This is a genomic window from Actinokineospora globicatena (assembly GCF_024171945.1).
In the GTDB taxonomy this organism is placed as follows: Bacteria; Actinomycetota; Actinomycetes; order Mycobacteriales; family Pseudonocardiaceae; genus Actinokineospora; species Actinokineospora globicatena.
The window spans coordinates 290,921-312,195 of record NZ_JAMTCR010000004.1; the positions used below are offsets into that span (position 1 = coordinate 290,921).

Annotated in this window: 20 protein-coding genes; 12 read left to right on the forward strand and 8 right to left on the reverse strand. The window is 72.0% G+C overall.

Going from position 1 to position 21,275, the window contains the following annotated elements:
• Positions 1–472 precede the first annotated feature (472 nt).
• The 3 genes from LV79_RS20280 to LV79_RS20290 form a co-directional block, all read right to left on the reverse strand.
• Positions 473–2,725, reverse strand: a complete 2,253-nt coding sequence (locus LV79_RS20280; protein WP_285469925.1) for a SulP family inorganic anion transporter — start codon at positions 2,723–2,725, stop codon at positions 473–475.
• A 214-nt stretch (positions 2,726–2,939) separates the two neighbouring features.
• Entirely contained in the window at positions 2,940–3,896 is a 957-nt protein-coding gene (locus LV79_RS20285; RefSeq protein ID WP_253840368.1) for an EamA family transporter, read from the reverse strand.
• 64 nt (positions 3,897–3,960) lie between these two features.
• Entirely contained in the window at positions 3,961–4,785 is an 825-nt protein-coding gene (locus LV79_RS20290; protein ID WP_253839131.1) for a lysophospholipid acyltransferase family protein, read from the reverse strand.
• A 231-nt stretch (positions 4,786–5,016) separates the two neighbouring features.
• Between LV79_RS20290 and LV79_RS20295 the strand changes: the two genes are divergently transcribed.
• From LV79_RS20295 to LV79_RS20305, 3 genes are all read left to right on the forward strand, one after another.
• Positions 5,017–7,464, forward strand: coding sequence for an FtsK/SpoIIIE family DNA translocase (locus LV79_RS20295; protein WP_253839133.1), 2,448 nt, complete (start codon positions 5,017–5,019; stop codon positions 7,462–7,464).
• A gap of 89 nt (positions 7,465–7,553) precedes the next feature.
• Positions 7,554–8,240, forward strand: a complete 687-nt coding sequence (locus LV79_RS20300) for a DUF5684 domain-containing protein (RefSeq protein WP_253839135.1) — start codon at positions 7,554–7,556, stop codon at positions 8,238–8,240.
• 71 nt (positions 8,241–8,311) lie between these two features.
• Positions 8,312–8,740 (forward strand): hypothetical protein, encoded by a 429-nt coding sequence (locus LV79_RS20305; protein ID WP_253839137.1) that lies wholly within the window; start codon positions 8,312–8,314, stop codon positions 8,738–8,740.
• Positions 8,741–8,773: 33 nt separating this feature from the next.
• Here LV79_RS20305 and LV79_RS20310 read toward each other — a convergent pair whose 3' ends face one another.
• The 3 genes from LV79_RS20310 to LV79_RS20320 all read right to left on the reverse strand — a co-directional run bounded on the left by LV79_RS20310 (position 8,774) and on the right by LV79_RS20320 (position 10,872).
• Positions 8,774–9,229 carry a phospholipase gene (locus LV79_RS20310; protein WP_253839139.1) on the reverse strand — a complete coding sequence of 152 codons (456 nt, stop codon included), beginning with the start codon at positions 9,227–9,229 and terminating at the stop codon, positions 8,774–8,776.
• A gap of 207 nt (positions 9,230–9,436) precedes the next feature.
• The gene (locus LV79_RS20315) at positions 9,437–10,315 is read right to left on the reverse strand and encodes a MerR family transcriptional regulator (protein ID WP_253839141.1); all 879 of its coding nucleotides are present in this window, start codon (positions 10,313–10,315) and stop codon (positions 9,437–9,439) included.
• Between the two features lie 62 nt (positions 10,316–10,377).
• Positions 10,378–10,872 carry an amino-acid N-acetyltransferase gene (locus LV79_RS20320; RefSeq protein ID WP_285469924.1) on the reverse strand — a complete coding sequence of 165 codons (495 nt, stop codon included), beginning with the start codon at positions 10,870–10,872 and terminating at the stop codon, positions 10,378–10,380.
• A 90-nt stretch (positions 10,873–10,962) separates the two neighbouring features.
• On the opposite strand from LV79_RS20320, the gene LV79_RS20325 reads away from it, so the two are divergent.
• Complete coding sequence (locus LV79_RS20325; RefSeq protein WP_253839143.1) at positions 10,963–12,147, forward strand: acetyl-CoA C-acetyltransferase; 1,185 nt, start codon at positions 10,963–10,965, stop codon at positions 12,145–12,147.
• Positions 12,148–12,648: 501 nt separating this feature from the next.
• On the opposite strand, the gene LV79_RS20330 is transcribed toward LV79_RS20325, so the two are convergent.
• Positions 12,649–12,987 (reverse strand): MmcQ/YjbR family DNA-binding protein, encoded by a 339-nt coding sequence (locus tag LV79_RS20330; RefSeq protein ID WP_253839145.1) that lies wholly within the window; start codon positions 12,985–12,987, stop codon positions 12,649–12,651.
• 94 nt (positions 12,988–13,081) lie between these two features.
• Here LV79_RS20330 and rimO point away from each other — a divergent pair, with 94 nt between their 5' ends.
• The 8 genes from rimO (at position 13,082) to LV79_RS20370 (ending at position 20,240) form a co-directional block, all read left to right on the forward strand.
• On the forward strand, positions 13,082–14,485 hold the full coding sequence (gene rimO, locus LV79_RS20335) for a 30S ribosomal protein S12 methylthiotransferase RimO (RefSeq protein ID WP_253840370.1): 1,404 nt from the start codon (positions 13,082–13,084) through the stop codon (positions 14,483–14,485).
• A 179-nt stretch (positions 14,486–14,664) separates the two neighbouring features.
• Positions 14,665–15,195, forward strand: a complete 531-nt coding sequence (gene pgsA / locus LV79_RS20340) for a CDP-diacylglycerol--glycerol-3-phosphate 3-phosphatidyltransferase (protein ID WP_253840371.1) — start codon at positions 14,665–14,667, stop codon at positions 15,193–15,195.
• A complete protein-coding gene (locus tag LV79_RS20345) occupies positions 15,192–15,683 on the forward strand; it encodes a CinA family protein (protein ID WP_253839147.1) in 492 nt (163 codons plus the stop codon). Before pgsA ends, LV79_RS20345 begins: the two co-directional genes overlap by 4 nt.
• A gap of 233 nt (positions 15,684–15,916) precedes the next feature.
• On the forward strand, positions 15,917–16,384 hold the full coding sequence (locus tag LV79_RS20350) for a helix-turn-helix domain-containing protein (RefSeq protein WP_253839149.1): 468 nt from the start codon (positions 15,917–15,919) through the stop codon (positions 16,382–16,384).
• 311 nt (positions 16,385–16,695) lie between these two features.
• Positions 16,696–17,547, forward strand: a complete 852-nt coding sequence (locus LV79_RS20355) for a PspA/IM30 family protein (RefSeq protein WP_253839151.1) — start codon at positions 16,696–16,698, stop codon at positions 17,545–17,547.
• A gap of 13 nt (positions 17,548–17,560) precedes the next feature.
• Positions 17,561–18,337: a phage shock envelope stress response protein PspM gene (gene pspM / locus LV79_RS20360; protein ID WP_253839152.1), complete on the forward strand. Its 777-nt coding sequence runs from the start codon at positions 17,561–17,563 to the stop codon at positions 18,335–18,337.
• A 246-nt stretch (positions 18,338–18,583) separates the two neighbouring features.
• Positions 18,584–18,793: a hypothetical protein gene (locus tag LV79_RS20365; protein WP_253839154.1), complete on the forward strand. Its 210-nt coding sequence runs from the start codon at positions 18,584–18,586 to the stop codon at positions 18,791–18,793.
• Positions 18,794–18,953: 160 nt separating this feature from the next.
• On the forward strand, positions 18,954–20,240 hold the full coding sequence (locus LV79_RS20370; RefSeq protein ID WP_253839157.1) for a uracil-xanthine permease family protein: 1,287 nt from the start codon (positions 18,954–18,956) through the stop codon (positions 20,238–20,240).
• On the opposite strand, the gene LV79_RS20375 is transcribed toward LV79_RS20370, so the two are convergent.
• Entirely contained in the window at positions 20,215–21,258 is a 1,044-nt protein-coding gene (locus LV79_RS20375; protein WP_253839159.1) for a quinone-dependent dihydroorotate dehydrogenase, read from the reverse strand. The two genes, LV79_RS20370 and LV79_RS20375, sit on opposite strands and share 26 nt — an antisense overlap.
• Positions 21,259–21,275 lie beyond the last annotated feature (17 nt).

Sequence of the window (21,275 nt, forward strand, 5' to 3'; positions counted from 1 at the left end):
CCAGGGCCGCCCCCCGGAGAGGGTGGGGGCTGGGCGGGGGAGGGACCGCGCGCGGGCGCGAAGCGGGGCAGGTGGGGTAAGAGGCGCGTCGCGGGCCGACTGTAGGTGCTGGGTGAGGTGCTGCGGCGGTGGGTTGGGGCTGGCTGCGGCCGACGAGGCGCGCAGGCCGGGGCCCTGGGTTGTGGGCTGGTCTAGGTGGGATTTCGTTGGTGCAGCAGGGTTCCTGGATGGCTCGGCAGGGTTGCTGGATGGGACTCGGTCACCTGGTGGGACCGCTCTGCTGCGGCGCCACTGGATTTCCGGTCGGGAATGCCTGCTGCACTGGGGAAATCGCCGGTGTCGCCTGAGGTTCTGCCCAAGAATGACTGCCGTGTCGGAGGATTGGGTTGCGTCGACCAGATGCCCGTTCAGCACGAAAGGCACCAGGCCCGGGGTGGGGACCCCGGGCCTGGTGGTGTGCTGGCGTGGTGGGTCAGCCGGTGAGGGCGGTGTCGGCCAGGGGGGCGAGGCGGTCGTTGTCCAGCATGAGGAGGGCGCCGGAGGGGATGTCGAAGAAGAGGCCGACCAGGCGGATGTCGCTGGCGGCCACCTCGGGGATGGCGCGGAGCTTCTCCAGTTGCACGGCCACGTTCACCATCGCCAGTTGGTCCACTTCGGACCAGCCCGCTTCGGCGGCGTGCTCGGCGATGGGGTGGCCCGCGCGCAGGGCGTCGAGGCTGGGTTCGCCCCAGCGGAGCCATTGGCCCATGGGGTCGTTCTCGGGCATGGTGCGCCGGTCGGCCAGCAGGGCGGCCATGCCGCCGCAGCGGGAGTGGCCGCACACCACCAGGGTCGGCACCTGCAACGCGCGCACCGCGTACAGCACCCCCGCGTGCACCGACTGGTCACCGACCGGGCCCGGGTCGGGGACGAGGTTGCCGACGTTGCGGATGGTGAACAGGTCGCCGGGGCCGGAGGCGGTGATGACGTTCGGCACGATGCGGGAGTCGGCGCAGGTCAGGAAGACCGCGTGCGGTTGCTGGGAACCCGCGAGCTTGCGCAGGTGCGGGCGCAGCGCGGGCGCCCCGGTGCGTTGGTACTCCTGGGCGCCGGTCACCAGCGGCCGGAGCACGTGGTCGTGCTGCGAGCGCGGCACCGGGATCAAGGGGCGTTCCTCGTGCTCGGTGTCCTGCCAGTGCGACCACGGGGAGAACCACCGGGGCAGGCCGCTGCGCTGCCGGGGCATGGCGCCGATCTCGTCGACCGCGACCGTGCCGCCGGTGCCCTCGTGCTGGCGCTGCCAGGCGGAGAGGTGTTCGTAGGCGGCGTGGTCGAGGTAGTCGACGACCAGCTCCAGTTGCACCGCGCTGCCGTCGGGGACCTGGGTCAGCACCCGCGAGAGCCGGGGCACCGACAGGAAGCTCAAGGTGCCCTCGACGATCACCGCGCAGCGCGGCCTGCCGTCCTCATCGGTGTCATCGCCGGTGCGCACCCGCACCCGGGCCCACACCACACGGCGCAGCATCCCCAGCAGCGACACCGCGAGGCCGAGCAGCACGCCCTGCAACAGGTCGAGCAGCACCACACCGGCCAGCGTGACCAGGTAGACGTGCAGGTCGCTGTGCTTGCGGGCGACCGCCATGTCCGCTAGCCGCACCAGCTTCACGCCCATCACGATCAGCAGCCCGGCCAGCGCGGCCAGCGGCACCTGCTCGACGAGGCCGACCAGCAGCACGGTGAACAGCAGCACCCAGATCCCGTGCAGGATGGCCGAGGCCCTGGTCCGCGCACCGGCGCGGACGTTGGTGGAGCTGCGCACGATCACCCCGGTGACCGGCAGCCCGCCGAGCAGGCCGGAGACCACGTTCGCGCTGCCCTGCCCGACCAGCTCCCGGTTCAGGTCGCTGCGGTGGCCGGTGGCCAGCTTGTCCACCGACACCGCCGAGAGCAGGCTCTCCACGCTGGCGATGATCGTCATGGTCGCCACGCCGACGGCGAAGGCGAACCACTGCCCGTCCGGCAGCGCGGGCAGGTGGATGGCGGAGAGCGGGTCGTCCGGAAGCGCCACGCGGTCCACGTCGACGGTCAGCAGCAGGCTCGCCCCGGTCACCAGCACGATCGCCACCAGCGGCCCGGGCACCCCGCGCAGCTTGGCGGGCATCCGCGGCCACAGCGCCAACATCCCGATGACCAGTAATCCCAGCGCGGCGGCGGCGGGGTTCAACCCCACGACCGCGGCGGGCAGGTCGCGCACGTTCTCCCAGGCGGACGCCTCCGCCGCGCCGCCCGTGAGGACGTGCAGCTGGCCGAGGACGATGGTCACGCCGATGCCCGCGAGCATCGCGTGGACGACGGTGGGGGAGATGGCGAGCGCGGCGCGGCCGATCCGGCAGGCGCCGAGAACGAGTTGCAGCACACCGGCGAGCACGGTGATCGCGCAGGTGACGGCCCAGCCGAACTGGCTGACCAGCTCGGCGACGACCACGGTCAGCCCCGCGGCGGGGCCGCTGACCTGCAGGGGGGAGCCGCCCAGTGATCCGGCGACGATGCCGCCGACGACGGCGGCGATGAGCCCGGCCATGACCGGCGCGCCGGAGGCGGCGGCGATCCCGACGGACAGGGGGATGGCGACGAGGAAGACGACGAGCGAGGCGGAGAGGTCGAAGCGGGCGTCGTGGCGCAGCCAGCGGCTGGCGCGCCCCAGTGGCGGTGCGTGTGCTGATCCGCTCGGGCGTAGCTGGCCCATGGCGGAACCTCCTGTGCGTCAGGTGAGTTGTCGGATGTCATCGCTGGTCAGGTGACCGACGCCGGGAACACCCGGCGCCGTGAGCACATGGTGACCGATCGACCACGATGTGTCGCGTCCGTGAGGTAAACGACTCTTTACCTTTCTCGGTTCCGGTGACGGCGCGACAGGGCTGACATTCACTCGACAGAGTGGTTCTGACGTGACGACGGTCTCATTCGGTGGGCAATGGTTCTGCTGGTGTGACAGGGGTGCGTGCGGCCAGTTGGACCAGCAGCGCCCCGCTCAGCAGCACGACCATGCCCGCGATCTGCACCGCGGAGAGCACCTCGCCCAGCAGCGACCAGGCCAGCAGCGTGGCGACCACCGGCTCCGAGAGCGCGAGCACGCTGGCCACCTGCGAGGGCAGGTCGCGCAGAGAACTGGTGCTCAGGGCGTACGCGACCGCCGTGCTGACCGCCGCGACGGTCACCAGTAGCGCCCAGATCGGCAGATCGAGGCCGCCAAGGCGGGCGGTCTCGTCGAGCCGGTCGAAGGGCATCGTCCACGGCGGGGACGCCACGAACAGGCCGAGCGCGCCCACCGCCATGCCCCAGGTGACCATCCCGATCGGGTGTTGCTCACCGGCACCCTTCTCGCCGAGCAGGTAGTAGCCCGCCGAGCACAGCGCCGCGCCCGCCCCCGCCAGCAGCCCGACCGCGTCCAGCGCCAGCCCGGACCACACCTGGGCGACCAGGGCGAGGCCGCCGAGCGCCAGCGCGGTCCCCAGCCAGGACAACCCGGGCAGCCGCACCCGCCGCACGAACCGCACCCACAGCGCGACCAGCACCGGCGAGGTGTACTCCAGCAGCATCGCGACCCCGACCGGCAGCCGGGAGACCGCGAGGAAGAACAGGAACTGCACCGCGGCGACGCCGATCAGTCCATATGCGACGACGACCCGCCAGTGCTCGCGGCGCACCCGCAGGACGCTCGGCTTCACGATCCCGACGCCGACCAGCAGCATCAGCGCCGCCAGCCCGGCCCGCGCGCTGGCCACCTGCTCCGGGGCGAACCCGGCCTGCATCACCGGCTTGGCCAGCGGGCCGGAACTGGCGAACGCGGTCGAGGCGATCAGGATGAACGCCGTGCCCCGGGCGCGGTGGGACTGGCTAACCGGTGCGGGCGTCATGGTGGTCACGCCCCGCAGTGTGTCCTAAGTCGACGGCCATTGGTAGGACGTTTCCTGCCAGTGCTCACGGCCGCCAGGGGCTGGTTGAGTCGCACGGCCGCGTCGGGTCGTGGAAGGCGGGCTTGTCGAGCTCGGCGGCGCGCAACGGCGCCAGGTCGGTGGTGATCTGCCGCATGATCCGCGCGTGCGCCCGCATAGCGTCACCGGGCTTGCCCGCTACTAGATCCGACAGGTCGACCACGCCGCCGATGTGCACCTTGAACGTCTTGCGCGCACGCACCGCGCGGAAGAACGACGTCACCAGCGGCTTGACGTCGGCGGGCCCGTTGACCACCTCGGTGCCCCAGTAGACCGCCTCGTGCGCGCCCCACTGGCTGATCGTCAACACCGGTACCTCGCCGTGTAGCGCCATCCGGGCCGCGCCCGTCTTACCGCGCTCGGGCCATAGACCCGGCTCCCGGCTGACCCGTCCCTCTGGGTACAGCAGCAGCGGCACACTCGCCGTCGTCAGCGTCTCGGTAGCCCTACCGAACGCGTCGGCGATGTTGGCCTTGCCTCGGTCGACGCGTAGGTGACCGGCCTTGCGCAGGAAGTAACCGAGCACGGGAGCGTCGAGCAGCCCGCCAGTCAGCATGAACCGCGGCAGCACCCCCACCTTGCGCAGCGCGGCGATCAGCACGAACGGGTCGAACATCCCGATGTGGTTCGCCGCGATCAGCACCGGCCGCCCGCGCAGGTGCGCCGGGAACTCCCCGGTGATCTCGATCCGGCCGACCGACCGGACCAGCAGGTGGTCGATCACGCACATCACCCGCCACACCCGCGGCGTCCCGCCGGACCCACCGGGGGAGCGCGGCAGACGGGGCTCGGGACGGCGCAACGCGAACATGGCGTGAGCATCGCACGCGCGCACGACCCGACCATCCGAGGGTGCATCCGCCGTAACAGCCGCCGCCCGCTTGCCAGATGCCCATCCCGTGGGGCTGGTCGGTGTGGCAGCACGTCCCGGCGCTGCGGGCCCGGTTGTCGGGCGAGTACCTGGTGGTGTGGTGGGGGTATCGCGGGGGTGGTCGGTGTGGCAGCGCGTGTGGGCGCGGCGCGCCCACTACCGTGTGACCTCATGGCGAGCCGGACGACGACAGCGAAGGGCGGGGGCAAGGGCGGGGCGCGCAAGCCCGCTGCCTCCCGTGCTCCGGCCAAGCGCACCTCGGCCACCCGCAAGGCGCCCCCGCCCGCGAGCAAGGGCGTGGTCGCGGGTGCCTGGGGGTTGCTGGCCAAGGGCTTCGGCTCGGTGGTCCGCGCGATCAGCCGCACCAAGGAACTCGACCCGGCGCACCGCCGCGACGGCGTGGGCTTCGCCCTGGTTGCCCTCGGGGTGATCCTCGGTGCCGCGGTCTGGTGGCAGGTCGGCACGGTCGGCGGCTACCTGGAGGACGGCGTCCGGACGGTGCTCGGCGCGTTGACCGTCGCCATGCCGCTGGCGCTGTTCGTCCTCGGCGTCACCCTCATGCGCACCGACCCGCAGCCCGAGAAGCGCCCCCGCTACACCATCGGCACGCTGCTGGTCGTGCTCGCGCTGCTCGGCGTGCTGCACGTCTTCGCCGGTCTGCCCGGCGACAACGACGGCCGTATGTACGCGGGCGGCGCGTTGGGCTACCTCTCCGGCGGCCTGCTCGCCAAGGGCGTCACCGCCTGGGTCGCGGTGCCCGTGCTGTTCCTGCTCTTCGGCTTCGGCGTGCTGGTGTTCACCGGTACCCGCATCCGCGACGTCCCGACCCGGCTGCGCGACCTGGGCCGCGACCCGGAGGAGTCCGGCGAGAACGCCGACCTGTTCGCCGACGAGCCCGACCTCGCCGCCGAGCCGCCGCTCAAGCCGCGCAAGTCCCCGCGCCGCAAGGTCGCCACCCAGGTCGACGACGAGGCCGGGACCGCCGAGCAGCCGCCGCTGCCGCTGGACGCGCCGCCGACCAAGGCCACCCGCAAGCGCCCGGTCGAGGTCAAGGAGACCCCGCAGGTCACCGAGCCCAAACCCGCGGCCGACGCGATCACCGTCACCCGGGTCGTCGACGGCGACTACCAGCTTCCCAAGCCGGACCTGCTGGTCGCGGGCGACGCCCCCAAGGCGCGCAGCAAGGCCAACGACACGATGATCGAGGCCATCTCCGGGGTGCTCGACCAGTTCTCCATCGACGCCCAGGTCACCGGCTTCACCCGCGGCCCGACGGTCACCCGCTACGAGGTCGAGCTCGGCCCGGGGGTCAAGGTCGAGAAGATCACCGCGCTGACCAAGAACATCGCCTACGCGGTGGCCACCGACAACGTCCGGCTGCTCGCGCCGATCCCCGGCAAGTCCGCGGTGGGCATCGAGGTGCCCAACGCCGACCGCGAGATGGTCCGCCTCGGCGACGTGCTGCGCTCGAGCACCGCGCTCAAGGACAGCCACCCGATGGTGGTGGGCCTCGGCAAGGACATCGAGGGCCACATGATCACCGCGAACCTGGCCAAGATGCCGCACCTGCTGTGCGCGGGCTCCACCGGCTCCGGCAAGTCCAGCTTCGTCAACTCGATGCTGGTCTCGCTGCTGGCCAGGGCCACCCCGGACGAGGTCAGGATGATCCTGATCGATCCGAAGATGGTCGAGCTGACCCCGTACGAGGGCATCCCGCACCTGATCACGCCCATCATCACCCAGCCGAAGAAGGCGGCCGCCGCGCTGACCTGGCTGGTGGAGGAGATGGAGCAGCGCTACCAGGACATGCAGGCCAACCGGGTGCGCCACATCGACGACTTCAACAAGAAGGTCAAGTCCGGCGAGATCACCGCGCCGCCGGGCAGCGAGCGCGAGTACCGGCCCTACCCGTACATCCTGGCCATCGTCGACGAGCTCGCCGACCTGATGATGACCGCGCCGCGCGACGTCGAGGACGCGATCGTGCGGATCACCCAGAAGGCGCGGGCCGCGGGCATCCACCTGGTGCTGGCCACCCAGCGGCCGTCGGTGGACGTGGTGACCGGCCTGATCAAGACCAACGTGCCGTCCCGGCTGGCGTTCGCGACCTCGTCGCTGACCGACTCCCGGGTCATCCTGGACCAGCCGGGCGCGGAGAAGCTGATCGGCATGGGCGACGGGCTCTACCTGCCGATGGGCGCGGCCAAGCCGGTCCGGGTGCAGGGCGCCTACGTCAGCGACGAGGAGATCGCCGACATCGTCGCGTTCACCAAGGAGCAGGCGCAGCCCGACTACACCGCCGGGGTCACCGCCGCCAAGCCGGGCGAGGCCCGCGAGATCGACCCGGACATCGGCGACGACCTGGAGCTGCTGGTCCAGGCCACCGAGCTGATCGTCACCTCCCAGTTCGGCTCGACCTCGATGCTGCAGCGCAAGCTGCGGGTCGGTTTCGCCAAGGCCGGGCGGTTGATGGACCTGCTGGAGTCGCGCGGGGTCGTCGGCCCGTCGGAGGGCTCGAAGGCCCGCGACGTGCTGATCAAACCTGACGAGCTGGAGAACGTGCTGTGGACGATCCGTGGCGGTCCGGCGGCCGACGAGGGCTCCGAAGAGGACGAATGACTCGGACCGAGGTCCCTTTGATCTCGAACCGCTAACGACCCGCGCGTAGCGCCACGCCCGGCCCCGGGGTCGGCCAAGGTACCGGCGGGATGAGTGGCGCGCGCCCGCACCCGGGCGCGCTCGAGGGAGGACCCAGCAGCGTGCAGTACGACTACACCTATGACACATCGTTGCCGACGGGCTTCATCGTCGGGTACGTCGTCGTCATCCTGGCGATCAGCCTGATCGGGATCATCTCCCTGTGGAAGGTGTTCACCAAGGCGGGACAGCCCGGCTGGGCGGCCATCGTCCCGATCTACAACACCTACGTGCTGCTCAAGGTCGTCGGGCGGCCCGGCTGGTGGCTGGTGCTGTTCCTGATCCCGTTCGTCAACCTGGTGATCGTCATCATCGTGTTCGTCGACCTGGCCAAGGCCTTCGGCAAGAGCGGCGGCTTCGCGGCCCTGCTGTTCTTCTTCAGCTTCATCGCGATGCCCATCCTCGCCTTCGGCAGCGCCCGCTACGTCGGCCCGGTCGCCGACCCGCAGGCGATGGCCAACCGCGGCCACGGTGGCGGCTACGGCGGCGGCGGTTACCCGCAGCAGCCCGGCTACCCGCAGCAGCAGGGGTACCCCCAGCAGGGCGGCTACCCGCAGCAGCCGCAGCAGGGCGGCTACCCCCAGCAGGGCTACCCGCAGCAGGGTGGTTACCCACAGCAGCAGCCTGGCTACCCGCAGCAGGGCTACCCCCAGCAGCCCCCGCAGGGCGGCTACCCGCAGCAGCCGTACGGCGGCTGATCTCCCGACGCGTGCAACCCCCACCCTCGCCCGCACCGTCTTCCGGGCGAGGGTGAGGAGTCGGGATGAAGATGAGCGCTATCTCGAAGTTGCTGGTGGCCGCCGGGGTGCTGATCGCCCTGACCGCGTGCGCCAAGGCCGATGTCGGCGGCGGCACGCCGGGCGGTTCCGGTCCCGGTGGTTCGCCGCAGCCGACCGTCCCGGTCGGGCCGCCGCTGGGCACCGAGTTCGACCTGGAGCGCGGCAAGTCGACCGTGCTGTCGGACTCCGACGTGCTGGTCGCCTTCCGCGAGGTCTCGCAGGACAGCCGCTGCAAGCCCGGCCAGGCCTGCGTGTGGGAGGGCGACGCCACCCTGGAGTTGACGCTGGCGGGCTCGGCGGTCCAGGTGCACACCAACAAGCAGTTCCCGGTCGAGGCTGAGGCGGGCGGCTACAAGGTCAGCTTCGTCAAGCTCGACGTCGACGGTGTGGTCGCCACCCTCGTGGTGCGCAAGGCGTGACCGGGCTGAGCGGCCCGGCCACGCCGGGCCGCTCTAGCTGTTGCCGAACTGGCGCACCGCCGCGTAGTAGACGTCCGCGGTCCGGTTGCACGACCAGTTGCCCGCGCAGATCGTGTACAGGTCGGTCTTGAAGTTGTTGTCGATCGAGAGCCGGTTGGCCTCGGTGAACCGGCCCTGCTTCTTGTAGTTGCGGTAGCCGAAGTCGTGCCGGTAGCAGGCCTTGACGAAGTTGAAGCCGAACGGGTTGTCCGGGGAGTTCGAGCAGCCGTCGGTCGACCAGTCCAACTGGGTGGCGTACGGGCGGTTGGCCCGCGTGGTCTGGAACTGGTTGAGGCTCTGCGAGAACAGGTAGCCGTCGGTGGTCGTGCGCAGCTGCGCGGGGCTCAGGTCCGCGGCGGCCACTCCCGCCCCGGTGACGAGGGCGGCGCTGACGGCGATCGTGGTGACGACACCGCGGGCGGCGCGGCGCAGGGTCTTGGTGGGGCTCATCGGGGACTCCTCGCGGGTGGCGCGCCCGGGGGCGGCGCGGTCGGTTGGTCAATTACGCACCGACCGCCCCGTCGAGCGGCACCACCGTTCGGGCTATCCGGACCGAACGTTCGATTATCCCCCGGCGGACATCCGGTTCCGTTGCGCGGCAACGGTTTCCCGTCAACCCGGGGAACCCCTTAGCTCGCGCCCCGACACCCCTGTGGACTATCCACTGTGGTCGGTCTCGTCGGTGGGCCGCTCGTCGCCGCCCAGGTCGTCGAAGTAGCGCTGGATCTCGTCCTCGCCGGGCACCTCGTCCTCGCCAGGACCGGTCAACCGCTCGGCCAGCACCGGCGGCGCGTGGTCGACCCAGGACGCCTGGCCGGTGTCGGGCAGCAGGTGGTGCCGGGCGGCGAACCCCTCGGCGGCGTCGCGGATCGCGTCGCGCAGCGCGCCCGCCACCACGGCCTGTGCGGTCTCGGTCAGCTCCAGCAGCAGCGCCCTGACCCGGTCCAACTGGTCGTCGTTGCCCGCCTGGTCGGCCAGCGAGGGCCAGAGGTGGTGCTCGAACATCGCGGTGAAGTCGGTGGCGATGGTCGTGGTCGTCGCCCGCAGCCGCTCGAACGCCGAGAGCACCTCGCCGACCGGGACCCGCAACCCCGCCATCCGCAGGCCTGCGTCCATCACCCAGCGCCGCGTGTAGGGGCGACCGCGCCGCCACCGCAGCAGGTCCAGCCGCGCCGCCCGCAGCACGACGGCCGGGCGCAGGTCGCGGGCGGGGACCACGGCGCGCAGCGCGGCGACCTTGACCGGCACCCAGTCGTCCGGACCGCCCACGCCGTCGAGGCCGAGCACATCGCCGACGCGGGCCCCCAGGTCTCGCGCGGCGATGAGCTCGGCGATCGCGGGCAGGGAGAAGCCCCGCTGCTGCAACCGGTGCACCAGGCCCAGCCGCTCGACGTGCGTGCCGTCGTAGCGGGCCGTCCGGCCCTGCCGCCGCGGTGGGTGCAGCAGGCCCTTGGTCTGGTACATGCGGATCGTGCTCGTCGGCAGGCCCACCTCGGTGGCGAGCTGTTCGACGGTCAGCGCGGCGTCCCGTCCCACGCGTTCGATCATGGTGACCTTCGGGGTACCAGTCAAGACTCTTCTAGTGAACACTCGAAGAATCAGAGCTTGAGCAGCATCCTCGTGTTGCCCAGCGTGTTGGGCTTCACGTACTCCAAGTCCAGGAACTCCGCCACGCCCTCGTCCATCGACCGGCGCATCTCCGCGTACACCTCGGGGCTCACCGGGGTGCCGTCGATGGCGACGAACCCGTGCCTGGCGAAGAAGTCGGTCTCGAAGGTCAGCACGAAGATCCGGCCGAGCCCCAGCTCGCGGGCCACGTCCACCAGCTGGCGCACCAGCGCGTGGCCCACGCCGGTGCCGCGCGCGGACGGGGCCACCGCGATGGTGCGGATCTCGGCGATGTCCTCCCACAGCACGTGCAGCGCGCCGCAGCCGACCAGCTCGCCGCCCGCCTCGGCCACCCAGAACTCCTGGATGTCCTCGTACAGCGTGACCAGCGGCTTGGCCAGCAGGACCTTGCCGACGTAGGTGTCGATCACGGCCTTCATGGCGCGGACGTCGGTCGCCCGGGCCCGCCGAACCAGGGGTTTCACAACCGACCAACCTAGTCCCCGCGCCGCGCCCGCCCCGGCACGGGCAGAATCGACACGCGGCCGTCCACCCGCTGAGACCCGAGGAGCCCCATGCGCCAGGCAGTCATCTGCGAGCCCCTCCGCACCCCGGTCGGCCGCTTCGGCGGGGTCCACGCCGAGGTCACCGTCAGCGCGCTGGCCGCGACGGTCATCCGGGAACTGGTGCGGCGCACCGGGATCGACCCGGCGGTGGTGGAGGACGTGGTGCTCGGGCAGTGCCACCCCAACGGCGACGCGCCCGCGCTCGGCCGGGTCGCCGCGCTCGACGCCGGGCTGCCGGTCTCGGTCCCCGGCACCCAGGTCGACCGGCGCTGCGGCTCGGGCCTGCAGGCCGTGCTCGACGCCGCGATGCGCGTGCAGACCGGCGTCAACGACGTCGTCATCGCGGGCGGCGCGGAGAACATGAGCCAGGTCGAGTTCTACTCCACCGCGATGCGCTGGGGCGTCAAGGGCACCGGCGTCGAACTGCACGACCGGCTCGCCCGCGCCAGGGTCACCGCGGGCGGCACGAACCACCCCGTTCCCGGCGGCATGGTCGAGACCGCCGAGAACCTGCGCCGCGACTACGGCATCAGCCGCGCCGAGCAGGACGAGCTGTCGCTGCGCTCGCACCAGCGCGCCGTCGCCGCCATCGACTCGGGCCGCTTCATCGACGAGATCGTCCCCGTCGGCGAGGTCGACCGCGACGAACACCCGCGCCCCGACGCCAGCCTGGACTCCCTGGCCCGCCTCAAGCCCATCATGCGCCGCCAGGACCCGGACGCCACCGTCACCGCGGGCAACGCCAGTGGCCAGAACGACGGCGCCGCCGCCTGCCTCGTCACCACCCCCGAGAAGGCCGCCGAACTCGGCCTCCGCCCCCTCGCCCGCCTCGTCACCTGGTCCACCGCCGGTGTCGACCCGACCCGCATGGGCCTGGGCCCCGTCCCCGCCACCGCCCGAGCCCTCGACCGCGCGGGCCTCACCCTCGCCGACATCGACCTCATCGAACTCAACGAGGCCTTCGCCGCCCAGGTCATCGCCGTGACCCGCGAGTGGAACTTCAAAGACGCCGACTGGGACCGCACCAACGTCAACGGCAGCGGCATCTCCCTGGGCCACCCCCTGGGCGCCACCGGAGCCCGGGTCCTGGCCACCCTCCTGCACCAACTCCACCGCCAAGACGCCCACTACGCCCTGGAAACCATGTGCATCGGCGGGGGCCAAGGCCTAGCCGCCATCTTCGAACGCCTCTAGCCGCGCCCCCGCCACCCCTGGCCCGCCCCAGGGGCTGGCGTGGACACAAGAGGTCGGGTTGAACCCAAGCGACCGAAAACGACCGAGGCGGGCCGAGGCAAATTGAGCGATATACCGCTCTCATTCGCACTGCATCCTTACCCTGCCGCAGCCTCTAACTCTCACCGCAACCGCTCCGCGCCCCGCGCCCCTCTTGCCCCGCCAGCGCTGCTCCGCCCCCACGCCCCTCTTACCCCGCAGCCCCGCTTCGCGCGCCCGCGCGCACTACCCCCTGCCCGGCCCCCACCCTCTCCGGGGGGCGTCCCTGGGGCAGTCTACCGGGGCCCACCGACAGTTGATCTTGGAAGCGGGCTCGGAGATGGGGGTCTGTGGACAACTTCTGTCGCTAGGCGGAGTGAACTTCAGGGCCGACCACCCCAAAGAACGCCAGGTCGCGAAGATCAACAGCCACGAACGGGCGACCAGCCAGCGAAAGTGGTCTTGACGGAGATCAACCAGGGCTCACGAAGCGTCGAACTCCGCCACCAGTCGTGCGGGGGCGCGCACCCGCCAGGACTCCAGCAGGATGTCCGCGAGGTCCTCCACCCCCACCTCTGACAGCCGCACCAGGACCGACGCGTACCCGTCGTAGTGCGGCGTGGTGAAGTAGCGGTCCGGGGCGGACGCGATCAGGGCGTCCTTCTCCGACAGGTCCGCCACGAAGACCACCAGGGTGTCGGCGTCGCGCAGGCGGGCGAACAACTTGTCGCGCACCCGGAAGCCGGGTGTGCCGTAGGACGGTTTCTCGGTCGTCGCGGGCAGCGCGAGTGCCGACCGGCGGACGTCTTGCTCGGTCACCATGGGGCCATCCTGGTCCACGCTCGGGTCCAACCCGTGGACACCGGGCGGTTACCCTAGCCCCGTGTCCTCTCCCACCACGCCGCGTCGTGTCGCCATGCTCACCCTCGGTTGTGCTCGCAACGAGGTCGACTCCGAGGAGCTGGCGGGGCGGTTGTCCGGTGGCGGCTGGGAGCTGGTGGACGCCGAGGCGACGCCCGATGTGATCGTCGTGAACACCTGCGGGTTCGTCGAGTCGGCGAAGAAGGACTCGGTCGACACGCTGCTGGCCGCCGCCGACACCGGGGCGAAGGTGGTCGCGGTCGGGTGCATGGCGGAGCGGTACGGCACGGAGCTGGCCGACAGCCTGCCCGAGGCCGCCGCCGTGCTCGGGTTCGACCACTACCCCGACCTGGCCGAACGCCTCGGTGACGTGGTCTCGGGCCACTCCATCCCCTCGCACGTCCCGGTCGACCGGCGCACGCTGCTGCCGATCTCGCCTGTCGACCGGCAGGCCACCGACGTCACCGTCCCCGGGCACGCGTGGGGGCCGACCGTGGCCCGCAAGCGGCTCGACGACGGCCCGGTGGCCTCCCTCAAGATCGCCTCCGGCTGCGACCGCCGCTGCTCGTTCTGCGCGATCCCGTCCTTCCGGGGTTCCTTCGTCTCCCGCCTGCCGGACGAGATCGTCGCCGAGGGTGTGTGGCTGGCACGTCAGGGCGTACGGGAGGTCGTGCTCGTCAGCGAGAACTCCACCTCCTACGGCAAGGACCTCGGTCGCGAGCACGCGGGCCAGGGAGCGCTGGAGGCTGTGTTGACTCGCCTCGCGGCCATACCCGGTATAGACCGCGTACGAGTGTCCTACCTGCAGCCCGCAGAGACCCGGCCCAACCTGGTGCGCGCCATCGCCACCACCCAGGGCGTCGCGGACTACTTCGACATGTCCTTCCAGCACTCCAGCGAGCCCGTGCTGCGCCGCATGCGCCGCTTCGGCAACACCGAGTCCTTCCTCGGCCTCGTCGAGCAGATCCGCGAGCTGGCCCCCGAGGCGGGCATCCGCAGCAACGTCATCGTCGGCTTCCCCGGCGAGACCGAGGGCGACGTCGACGAGCTCGCCCGGTTCCTCACCGAGGCCAGGCTGGACGCGGTCGGCGTGTTCGGCTACTCCGACGAGGACGGCACCGAGGCCGAGGGGCTCGACGGCAAGCTCGACGCGGACACCATCGCCGCCCGGGTCGCCCGGATCTCCGCGCTCGCCGAGGAGCTGACCACCCAGCGCGCCGAGGACCGGATCGGCACCGAGGTGGTCGTGCTGGTCGAGAGCGAGGAGACCGACGACGAGGACTGCGTCGGCCGCGCCGCGCACCAGGCCCCCGAGGTCGACGGCGAGTGCGTCGTGCTCGACGGCGGGAAGTACGCGGTGGGCGACCTCGTGCGCGCCCGCGTCGTCGACACCGAGGGCGTCGACCTCATCGTGGAGGCCATCGAGGTCATCCCGCGCGCGAACCCGGAGCCGCAATGAACTCCGCGGCGACCGGCGGGGACACCGTCGACGGCGATGACCGCGCCGAGGTGATGCTGCCCGCGGGCCCGGAGGCGGTGATCGGCGTCCCCCCGGTGGTCGCCGTGCCCCCGGAGTCCGTCGCGATCCTGCCGGAGCCCACGGTGGTGCCGCTGCTCAACGTGGCCAACCTGCTCACCATGACCAGGCTGGTGCTGGTCCCGGTGTTCCTGATGGCGCTGTTCGCCGAGGACGGCACCGACACCACCTGGCGGCTGGTGGCGTTCGCGGTGTTCGCGCTCGCCTCCATCACCGACCACGTCGACGGCATGCTCGCCCGCAAGCACGGGCTGATCACCGACTTCGGCAAGATCGTCGACCCGATCGCGGACAAGGCGCTGACCGGCGCCGCCCTGGTCGGGCTCAGCGTGCTCGGCGAGCTGCCCTGGTGGATCACCCTGGTCATCGCCTTCCGCGAGGTCGCCGTGACGCTGCTGCGGTTCTGGGTGATCCGCCACGGCGTGATCCCGGCCAGCCGCGGCGGCAAGCTCAAGACGCTCACCCAGATCTTCGCCCTCGGCGCGTTCCTGCTCCCGCTGCCCAGCTGGCTCGCCCTGGTGCCGTGGGCGTCGATGTACCTCGCCGTCGTGCTCACCGTCGTCACCGGCGTCGACTACGTCATCCGCGCCGTCCGGCTGCGCGCCATGGGCCTGCGCACCATCGCCCAGTGAACGACCGCCCGGTGCCGACCCCGGAGCGGGTCGTGGCCGCGCTGCGGGCGGCGGGGGAGACGGTCGCGGCCGCCGAGTCGCTCACCGCGGGGCTGCTCACCGCGGCGCTCACCTCCGTCCCCGGCGCCAGCGCGGTCGTGCGCGGCGGGCTCGTGGTGTACGCCACAGACCTCAAGGCGACCCTCGCGGGCGTCGACCCGGCCCTGCTCGCCGAGCGCGGTGCCGTCGACCCGGAGGTGGCCCTGCAGCTCGCGGCGGGTGCCAGGGACCGCTGCGGCGCCGACATCGGCGTCGGGCTCACCGGCGTGGCCGGACCGGACCCGCAGGACGGTGTCGCACCCGGGACCGTCCACCTCGCCCTGGTCAGCGCCAGGGGGGTGCGCGGCGAGGTGATCACCGCCGGTGGCGACCGGGAAGCGGTCCGCGCGGCCGCCGTGGCGGGCGCCCTCGCGCTCATCGCGGCGGACCTCGGTACCCTTCCGGTGTGAACCCAGGGTCACGGTCAGTGCGCGCCACCGGGCGCCCCGCCGTGCGGACGCCGGGAACACCCGGGTCGGCGCGGTCGTTCGCTCTTGGCGGACTACCCGGGAAGTCGCTGCGCTGGGTCACCCGCCGTGGGTAACGTTGTCGGTGTGACGGCCCCGCGCCGTTCCGCTCCGGCACCTGCCCCAGGGCGGGTGCGGTGCGCGGACCGGGCCCCGTCGAAGAAGGGAGGTGCGCGATGACCGTGCTGTTGCGCGAGGCGATCGGTGATCGGCTCCGACACGCCCGCACCAACCAGCGGCGCACGCTGCGCGAGGTGTCCCGCTCGGCGCGGGTCAGCCTCGGGTACCTCTCCGAGGTCGAGCGCGGGCGCAAGGAGGCCTCCAGCGAGCTGTTGGCCGCGATCTGCGACGCGCTCGAGTTGCCGCTCTCCGAGCTGCTGCACAAGGTGGCCTCCGACATGGGGGCGCTCACCTCGGTCGAGCACGGCGTGCCGGAGCGGGTCGGTGCCGAGCCGGTCGACAAGATCGAGGCGCTCGACGTGCTCGAGGCCGACAGCGGCGCCAGGGGCGTCGTGGAGGGCGGCAGGCTGCTGCCCGCCGTGATCGGCGAGAACCTCGCCGACCTGCGGATCCAGCCGGTGCTCAGCCACCGGATCGACCCGCCGATGACCAGCACGCGGGCGGGCGCGGTGTTCGCCGCGTAGCCCGCTCACCCGCTCTCGCTCGGGCCCGGTTCCCCAGGGGAGCCGGGCCTGTCGCGTCCCCGGGGTGGGACCGGGGTCCGGGGATACCCCGAAGGGCGGTCCGCTTCCTCAGGGGCGATCTATGGGTGAACCCTGATTTCTCGTGGGTCCGGTGGAACCGCCGGGGCGCACCTGACACGATGGAACCCACAGATGGGACCCCCTCCGGGGCGCCGGAGGAACCACCAGCGGTGCCGGTCCGTTGCCGTGTTGTCGGCACGTGGGGTGACCGGAGGGCCCGGCAGAGGGATGAAGGCAGGCGGAGGACGACGATGGCCAACCCGTTCGTGAAGTTCTGGAAGTACCTCATGGCGTCGTTCTCGTCGAAGATCGATGAGCACGCCGATCCCAAGGTGCAGATCCAGCAGGCCATCGAGGAGGCCCAGCGCCAGCACCAGGCCCTCTCGCAGCAGGCCGCCGCGGTGATCGGCAACCAGCGCCAGCTGGAGATGAAGCTCAACCGCCAGCTCGGCGACGTGGAGAAGCTGCAGGCCTCGGCCCGCCAGGCGCTGGTGCTCGCCGACGAGGCGCGGTCCAAGGGCGACGAGCAGAAGGCGCAGCAGTTCGAGAACGCCGCGCAGGGCTTCGCCACCCAGCTGGTCACCGCCGAGCAGGGCATCGAGGACCTCAAGACGCTGCACGACCAGGCGCTGCAGGCCGCGGCCCAGGCCAAGCAGGCCGTCGAGCGCAACGCCATGGTCCTGCAGAACAAGCTCGCCGAGCGCACCAAGCTGCTCAGCCAGCTCGAGCAGGCCAAGATGCAGGAGCAGGTGTCGCGCTCGCTCAACCAGATGAGCGAGCTGGCCGCCCCCGGCAACACCCCCTCGCTCGAGGAGGTCCGGGACAAGATCGAGAAGCGCTACACCACCGCGCTCGGTGCCGCGGAGCTGGCGCAGAACTCGGTGCAGGGCCGGATGATGGAGGTCCAGGTCTCCACCACCGAGCTGGCGGGCCAGTCCCGGCTCGAGCAGATCCGCGCGTCCATGGGTGGCGGCGCGGTCGCGGGCCAGGTCACCAGCGGCCCCGGCACGGCGAACCAGGCGAGCGCGACGGCCAACATCCAGGCCGAGATCCAGCAGCGGGTGGCCCAGGAGCAGAAGGCCAACCCGCAGGCCGGGTCCTGAGCGGGCCGACACCATGGGGCCGCGCCGCCACGAGCTGATCAAGATGGGCGGTGAGCTGGTCGGCCAGCTGCGCGGCCCAGCGGCCCAGCAGGTCCGCGAGGCGATCGCCGGGTGGCGCGACCCCAGGGCCAAGGCCCTGCGCCAGCGCCGCCGGGCGGTGCGCCGGGCCAGGCTGTGGACCGCCACCGGTCTCACCACCGGCACCGGGGCGGTGGTGGTCGAGACCGCCTCCGCCGCCCCCGGCATCGCCGTACCCGCGCTGATCGGCGCGGCCGTCGTCTCCGGCGTGGCCGCTGTCTCCACCGGCGTCCGCGCCTGGCGGCTGCACAAGCAACCACTGCCCGAGGGCCCACCGCCCCCGATCGTGCTGCCCGGCCGCGGCTCACAGGCTCGGGAACCCATGTCCCGCCTCGCCGAGGCCGAGGACACCCTGCGCGAACTCCTGACCCAGCTCAGCGCGGCCGCCCTGGTCCCGCCGGACGCGGTCACCGAGGCCAGGTCCACCGGCGCCGAGGCCGCCTCCGCCCTGCGCGCGGTCGCCGCCCGCATCCAGGTCGTGGAACGCGCCCGCGAACACGCCCCACCGGTGGACCGCGGCCACCTCACCGAGAGCATCCGGGCGCTGCGGGGGCAACTGGACCAGGGCATGGACGGCTACGGCGCCCTCGTCGCCGCCTCCGCCCGCGCCCTGGCCGCCAGCTCGGTCGCCACCCCACGCCACGACCTCACCGACGCCACCGACCGCCTCGCCGCCCTGGCCTCCGCCCTACGAGAACTCTCACTCGGCTGAGGCCGCCTCGCGGTGTTCGATCGACCGCCTCGCAGTTTGCGGGCGGGTTTCTCGTATGAGGCCACTGCTCAGGGCGTGACGCGGGTGTTGCCGGGCCTCCTGGCACGGTCTGAGCCGGTGTCGGCCGCGCGCGGAGGACACGGTGGGTGATCAGATGCGTGATCGTTCTCACCTGTTCGGGCGCATCATGGGGCGGGGGTTGGTGCGTGTCCTCCATGTCACCCACGGGCTGGAGGGGAGCGATCGATGGACACCACCGGGATGCACCGGGTTGTGGCCGCCGAGGTCACCAGGATGGCCGAGTACGAGACCGGGTTCTGGGCGATCGTGGACGGGCTCGGGGTGGATCGGGGGTACGCGGGGCGGTTGTTGGACGCGGCGGTGGATCGGATCGGGACCGGGGGCGGGGGGACGGCCGATCCGTACGCCCTGGTGCTGTCCTGGATGCCGTGCTGACGGACCTTGACAGTCGGTGACCGAATTCCCAGGACGTCGCAACTGACTAGGGCATCAGTGTGAATATCACGGTGTCGTATCGACTTGCCGACTACGTGCTGTGGCACCATGCACGGCAGGAGTCGGGGGGCGGGTCCTGCGGGGCGGGGTGGAGGCGGCCTTGGCGTTGTGGTCGGTGCACGGCGACGGCCGCCGTGTCCGTGACGGCGCCGTCGTGGCACCGGACGAGCGGCTCAGCTGGCCGCTGACCGTCGGGTTCGGCGTGCAGCACGTGGCGGCGATGTTCAGCGCGACCGTCCTGGTGCCCAGCGTCACGCACTTCCCGGTCACCACGACGCTGCTGTTCTCCGGGGTCGGCACCCTGCTGTTCCTGTTCATCACCCGCAACCGGGTCCCCGCCTACCTGGGCTCGTCGTTCGCCTTCATCGGTCCGCTCGCCGCCGCCCAGCACCACGGGATGGCCGCGCAGCTGGGTGGGGTGCTGGTGGCGGGCCTGCTGCTGGTCGGCGTGGGCGTCGCGGTCAAGGCGCTCGGGGTGCGGCTGCTGGAGTCGATCATGCCGCCGGTGGTGACCGGCGCGGTGATCGTGCTGGTCGGGTTGAACCTGGCGCCCTCGGCCACTCGCTCGTTCGGGCTGCAACCGGTGATCGCGGTGATCACTTTGGCGGTGATCCTGGGCTGCGCGGTGGTCGCCAAGGGGCTGCTCTCGCGGCTGTCGGTCCTCGTCGGCGTGCTCGTCGGCTGGGTGGTGGCCGCGCTCAGCGGCGCGCTGCCGCCGGGCAGGCTCGACGCGCTGGCGGACGCGGCCTGGTTCGGGCCGCCGCAGTTCACCGCACCGCAGATCCAGCCGTCGGTGATCCTGCTGGTCATCCCGGTGGTGATCGTGCTGGTCGCGGAGAACGTGGGCCACGTTAAGGCGGTCGCCGCGGTCACCGGTCGCGACCTGGACGGCTCGGTCGGCGACTCGCTCATCGCCGACGGCCTGGCCACCGTGCTCGCCGGGTCCGGCGGCGGCTCCGGCACCACCACCTACGCGGAGAACATCGGCGTCATGGCCGCCACCCGGGTCTACTCGACCGCCGCGTACGGGGTGGCCGGGCTGACCGCGGTCGTGCTGTCGATGAGCCCGAAGTTCGGCGCCCTGGTCAACACCATCCCCGACGGCGTGCTCGGCGGCGCCACGATCCTGCTCTACGGCATGATCGCGCTGGTCGGCGTGCGGATCTGGCTGGCCGACCGGGTCGACTTCGCCGATCCGGTCAACCTGACCGTGGTCGCGGTGGCCGTGGTGGCGGGCGCGGGCGACCTGAAGATCAGCATCGGTGACGCGGTGTTCGGCGGCATCGCCTGGGGCGCGGTCGCCGTGGTCTGCGGCTACCCGCTGCTGCGCTGGCTGGCCACCCTGCGCCGCGGTGGCGGGGTCACCGGGACGCGACCGCGCGGTTGATCCGCCGCACCAGCGACGGACCCTCGAAGACGAACCCGGTGTAGAGCTGCATGAGGCTGGCCCCGGCGTCGAGCATCCTGGTCGCGGCGTCGACGTCGAACACCCCACCGACCCCGATGATCGGCAGCGCGCCGCCGGTCTCGCGGGCCACGAACGCCACGACCTCCCGTGACCGGTGCGCCAGCGGTCGACCGCTGAGCCCGCCCGCCTCGGCCCCGGTCGGCGCCTCCGCCGCGGTGAGCCCGTCGCGGCCCAGGGTGGTGTTGGTCGCGATCACCCCGGACACCCGGTGGTCCGCGCAGACCTGGAGGACCTCGCTGATGGCCGCGTCGGTCAGGTCCGGGGCGATCTTGACCAGCAGCGGCTTGGCCTGGCCGCCTGCCGCGAGCTCGTCGGCCTCCCGGCGCAGCTCGCCCACGAGCGCGTCCAGCGCGGCCCGGTCCTGCAGCCCGCGCAGACCGGGGGTGTTGGGGGAGCTGACATTGACCGCGAAGTAGTCGCCGTACGGGTAGAGCGCGCGCAGCGAGTGGCGGTAGTCCTCGACCGCCTCCTCCACCGGGGTGATCTTCGACTTGCCGATGCTGATGCCCAGCGGCACCCCGACCGGGCCCAGCGCGGCCAGCCGGGCGGCCAGCGCGTCGGCCCCGGCGTTGTTGAAGCCCATCCGGTTGATGATCGCCTCGCTCTCGCGCAGGCGGAACAGCCGGGGCTGGGGGTTGCCCGGCTGGGCGTGCCGGGTGACGGTGCCGACCTCGACGTGGCCGAAGCCCAGCGCGGGCCACGCCCGCAGCGCGCGGCCGTCCTTGTCCATCCCGGCGGCCAGCCCCACCACGCCGGGGAACCGCACGCCGAACACGGTGCGCTCCTGCGTGGACCCGAACAGCGCGCGCAGCCCGGCCACCGCTGGGCGGACCTGGCCGAGCCTGGTCAACGCGGCCATCGTCCGCTCGTGGGCGATCTCGGGGTCGCCCCCGCCGAGGGAGAACAGGGCGCGTCGGACGAGGTGCTTGTAGGCCACGGCCCCATCGTGTCATC

What these genes read in the sequence shown, in the direction of transcription:
- LV79_RS20295 (WP_253839133.1), top strand. Translation starts at nt 5,017, where the DNA reads ATGGCGAGCCGGACGACGACAGCGAAGGGCGGGGGCAAGGGCGGGGCG.
- LV79_RS20290 (WP_253839131.1), bottom strand. Translation starts at nt 4,785, where the DNA reads ATGTTCGCGTTGCGCCGTCCCGAGCCCCGTCTGCCGCGCTCCCCCGGT.
- rimO (WP_253840370.1), top strand. Translation starts at nt 13,082, where the DNA reads ATGCTCACCCTCGGTTGTGCTCGCAACGAGGTCGACTCCGAGGAGCTG.
- pgsA (WP_253840371.1), top strand. Translation starts at nt 14,665, where the DNA reads ATGACCAGGCTGGTGCTGGTCCCGGTGTTCCTGATGGCGCTGTTCGCC.
- pspM (WP_253839152.1), top strand. Translation starts at nt 17,561, where the DNA reads ATGGGGCCGCGCCGCCACGAGCTGATCAAGATGGGCGGTGAGCTGGTC.
- LV79_RS20355 (WP_253839151.1), top strand. Translation starts at nt 16,696, where the DNA reads ATGGCCAACCCGTTCGTGAAGTTCTGGAAGTACCTCATGGCGTCGTTC.
- LV79_RS20325 (WP_253839143.1), top strand. Translation starts at nt 10,963, where the DNA reads ATGCGCCAGGCAGTCATCTGCGAGCCCCTCCGCACCCCGGTCGGCCGC.
- LV79_RS20350 (WP_253839149.1), top strand. Translation starts at nt 15,917, where the DNA reads ATGACCGTGCTGTTGCGCGAGGCGATCGGTGATCGGCTCCGACACGCC.
- LV79_RS20280 (WP_285469925.1), bottom strand. Translation starts at nt 2,725, where the DNA reads ATGGGCCAGCTACGCCCGAGCGGATCAGCACACGCACCGCCACTGGGG.
- LV79_RS20310 (WP_253839139.1), bottom strand. Translation starts at nt 9,229, where the DNA reads ATGAGCCCCACCAAGACCCTGCGCCGCGCCGCCCGCGGTGTCGTCACC.
- LV79_RS20285 (WP_253840368.1), bottom strand. Translation starts at nt 3,896, where the DNA reads ATGACGCCCGCACCGGTTAGCCAGTCCCACCGCGCCCGGGGCACGGCG.
- LV79_RS20330 (WP_253839145.1), bottom strand. Translation starts at nt 12,987, where the DNA reads ATGGTGACCGAGCAAGACGTCCGCCGGTCGGCACTCGCGCTGCCCGCG.
- LV79_RS20305 (WP_253839137.1), top strand. Translation starts at nt 8,312, where the DNA reads ATGAGCGCTATCTCGAAGTTGCTGGTGGCCGCCGGGGTGCTGATCGCC.
- LV79_RS20365 (WP_253839154.1), top strand. Translation starts at nt 18,584, where the DNA reads ATGGACACCACCGGGATGCACCGGGTTGTGGCCGCCGAGGTCACCAGG.
- LV79_RS20300 (WP_253839135.1), top strand. Translation starts at nt 7,554, where the DNA reads ATGAGTGGCGCGCGCCCGCACCCGGGCGCGCTCGAGGGAGGACCCAGC.